At 73.6% G+C, this 2574-nt stretch carries 4 protein-coding genes; all 4 read right to left on the bottom strand.

Going from position 1 to position 2574, the window contains the following annotated elements; all coding sequences use genetic code 11:
- Nucleotides 1-161: translation initiation factor IF-2 N-terminal domain-containing protein (locus tag FHL80_RS26870; protein ID WP_138736022.1), on the bottom strand; the 161-nt coding region annotated here is incomplete at its 3' end.
- A 184-nt stretch (nucleotides 162-345) separates the two neighbouring features.
- The gene (locus tag FHL80_RS24995; protein WP_026847919.1) at nucleotides 346-612 is read right to left on the bottom strand and encodes a YlxR family protein; all 267 of its coding nucleotides are present in this window, start codon (nucleotides 610-612) and stop codon (nucleotides 346-348) included.
- An 8-nt stretch (nucleotides 613-620) separates the two neighbouring features.
- Entirely contained in the window at nucleotides 621-1742 is a 1122-nt protein-coding gene (nusA, locus tag FHL80_RS24990; protein WP_138736021.1) for a transcription termination factor NusA, read from the bottom strand.
- Nucleotides 1739-2497, bottom strand: a complete 759-nt coding sequence (gene rimP / locus FHL80_RS24985; RefSeq protein WP_246078943.1) for a ribosome maturation factor RimP — start codon at nucleotides 2495-2497, stop codon at nucleotides 1739-1741. The genes nusA and rimP overlap by 4 nt, the downstream gene beginning before the upstream one ends.
- Between the last annotated feature and the right edge of the window lie 77 nt (nucleotides 2498-2574).

Here is a 2574-nt window from a genome sequence, read left to right as displayed (position 1 = left end):
CCGGAGCCGTATGCCTCACGGAGTCGCCGGGCCACGGGGGCCTCGACGGTGGAGGACGCTGACTTCACGAACTCGCCCTGCTCCTTGAGCTTGGCGAGCACTGTCTTGCTGTCGATACCGAGCTCTTTCGCGAGCTCGTGTACGCGGGCCTTGCCTGGCACGGGTCTCCTCTTGGTGAGGCCGGCGGCTGGCCCGCTCGACCCCTAGGTCAGTGGTACATGGTCATCGTGACGACTTCACAGGTGGCTCATCCGAGGACGTCCTGCTCTCGACGTGCGGACCGGCCGGGTGCCGGTCCGTCGGTGGTGCTGCCGTGGGTCGCCCGCCGGGGACCGCGGCAGCAGGTCAGCTGACCTGCTGCGCGAGGTGGTCCTCCAGCGGACCGGTCTCCAGCGACGTGCTGCAGCGCAGCGCGCGCGGGAAGGCCCGGCGCCGGACCGCTGCGTGCAGGCACTCCGCGGTGGGGTGCAACGAAGCCCCCCGGCCGGGGAGCCGCCGCCGCGGATCGGGGGTGAGCCCCCCGTCGCGGACGACGACACGCAACAGCTCGGTGACCGGTGCACGTCGGCGGCACCCCACACAGGTGCGGACCGGGATCGACGTGTCGGCCATCGCTGAGTCTAGCGCGCCGCGGGGCCGGGGTGTTCCGCCCGCCGGACAGGCGGTCGGTGACCCCCCTGCGGCCCGCGGACGCCGGTCCGCTCCAGCCCCGGGTTGGGGCGCAGCGGCGCGCGGCCCACACCCGGGGAGACGGCCTCGTCGTCGGTGGGCTGGGCGTCGCTGCGGATGTCGATGCGGCAGCCGGTCAGCCGGGCGGCCAGCCGCGCGTTCTGGCCCTCCTTGCCGATCGCCAGCGAGAGCTGGTAGTCGGGGACGACGACCTGCACCGCCCGCGCTGCGGGGTCGACCACCCGGGCGCTGGTGACCCGGGCCGGGGAGAGCGCGGACGCGACGAAGGTGGCGTCGTCGTCGGACCAGTCCACGATGTCGATCTTCTCGCCGTGCAGCTCGCTCATCACGTTGCGGACCCGCTGGCCCATCGGCCCGATGCAGGACCCCTTGGGGTTCAGCCCCGGCACCGACGTGCGGACGGCGATCTTCGAGCGGTGCCCCGCCTCGCGGGCGACCGAGACGATCTCCACGCTGCCGTCGGCGACCTCCGGGGCCTCCAGCGCGAACAGCTTGCGCACCAGGTTCGGGTGGGTGCGCGACAGGGTCACCTGCGGGCCGCGGAAGGTCCGGGCCACCGACACGACGTAGGCCTTGAGCCGGCTGCCGTGCCGGTAGTCCTCACCGGGCACCTGCTCGGCGGCGGGCAGCGTCGCCTCCACCTTGCCGATGTCGACCAGCACCAGGCCCTGGTTGTTGCGGCGGTCGTGCGCCTGCACGATGCCGCTGACGATGTCGCCCTCCTTGCCGGCGTACTCGCCGAAGGTCTGCTCGTTCTCCGCGTCCCGCAGCCGCTGCACGATCACCTGCTTGGCGGTGCTGGCCGCGATCCGGCCGAAGTCGGTCGGGGTGTCGTCCCACTCGTGGACGACCTCGCCGTCGGGCCCCCGCTCCTGGGCCAGCACGGCGACCTCACCGCTCTTGCGGTCGATCTGCACCCGCACGTGCTGGGCGGCGCCGTCGGCGTGCCGGTAGGCGGTGACCAGTGCGGTCTCGATCGCCTGCAGCACCGTGTCGGCCGGGATGCCCTTCTCCCGCTCGACCGCCTTGAGTGCGGTCACGTCGATGTTCACTTGCTGCCTCCTCGTCGCGGCCGGGAGTCCCGTGGCGCGCGGAGCGGGGCCGGTCGCCCGGACCTCCCGCTCGCGTCGGCCACCGGAGCCCCGGCCGGGTCGTGCTCGTCGTCGTCCATGTCCTCGGGGTCGACGTCGCTGTCGTCCTCGGCGTCGTCCTGCTCGTCGGTCTCGTCCTCCTCGGGGACGTGCACGAGCGCCGCGTCGCGGTGACCGGCCGGCCGGGTGAACTCCACTTGTACCCGCGCCTCGCCCAGTTCCGCCCAGCCCACGGTGCGCTCGCCGGCCGCCTTGCGCACCTGTCCCTTCTTCGTGCCGCCCTTCTCCACGGCCAGCACCACACCGTCGTCCTCCACCCGCAGCACGCGGGCGGTGACCTCCTCCCGACGGCCGTCGGGACCGGCGGTGACGGTGACCAGCCGGCCCACGTTGCGCCGCCAGTGCCGGGGTGCGGTCAACGGCCGGTCGACCCCCGGGCTGGTCACCTCGAGGACGTAGGGCGACCGGCCCAGCGCCTCGTCCTGCGCGTCGAGCAGCTCCGACAGCGACCGGCTGAGCTGGGCGACGTCGTCCAGGCTGACACCGGAGTCCCGGTCGACGACCACCCGGACCACCGAGCGCTGACCGGCCGGACGGACGACGAGCTCCTCGAGGTCGTAGCCGGCCGCAGCGACCGCCGGCTCCACCCAACCCGTCAGCCGGGTGGTGATCGCGTCAGCGGTCTGACCGGGGGCGCCTGCACCTCGCGTGGTCATCGGCTGCCTCCTGGAGTGCTCCTGTTGTGTCCGCCCACGTGCTGGCCGGCCGCCCGGCGGTGGGCCGGGTGGTGGGC

This window comes from Modestobacter excelsi (genome assembly GCF_005930495.1).
In the GTDB taxonomy this organism is placed as follows: domain Bacteria; phylum Actinomycetota; class Actinomycetes; order Mycobacteriales; family Geodermatophilaceae; genus Modestobacter; species Modestobacter excelsi.
This window is presented reverse-complemented; position numbering and strand designations above follow the sequence as displayed.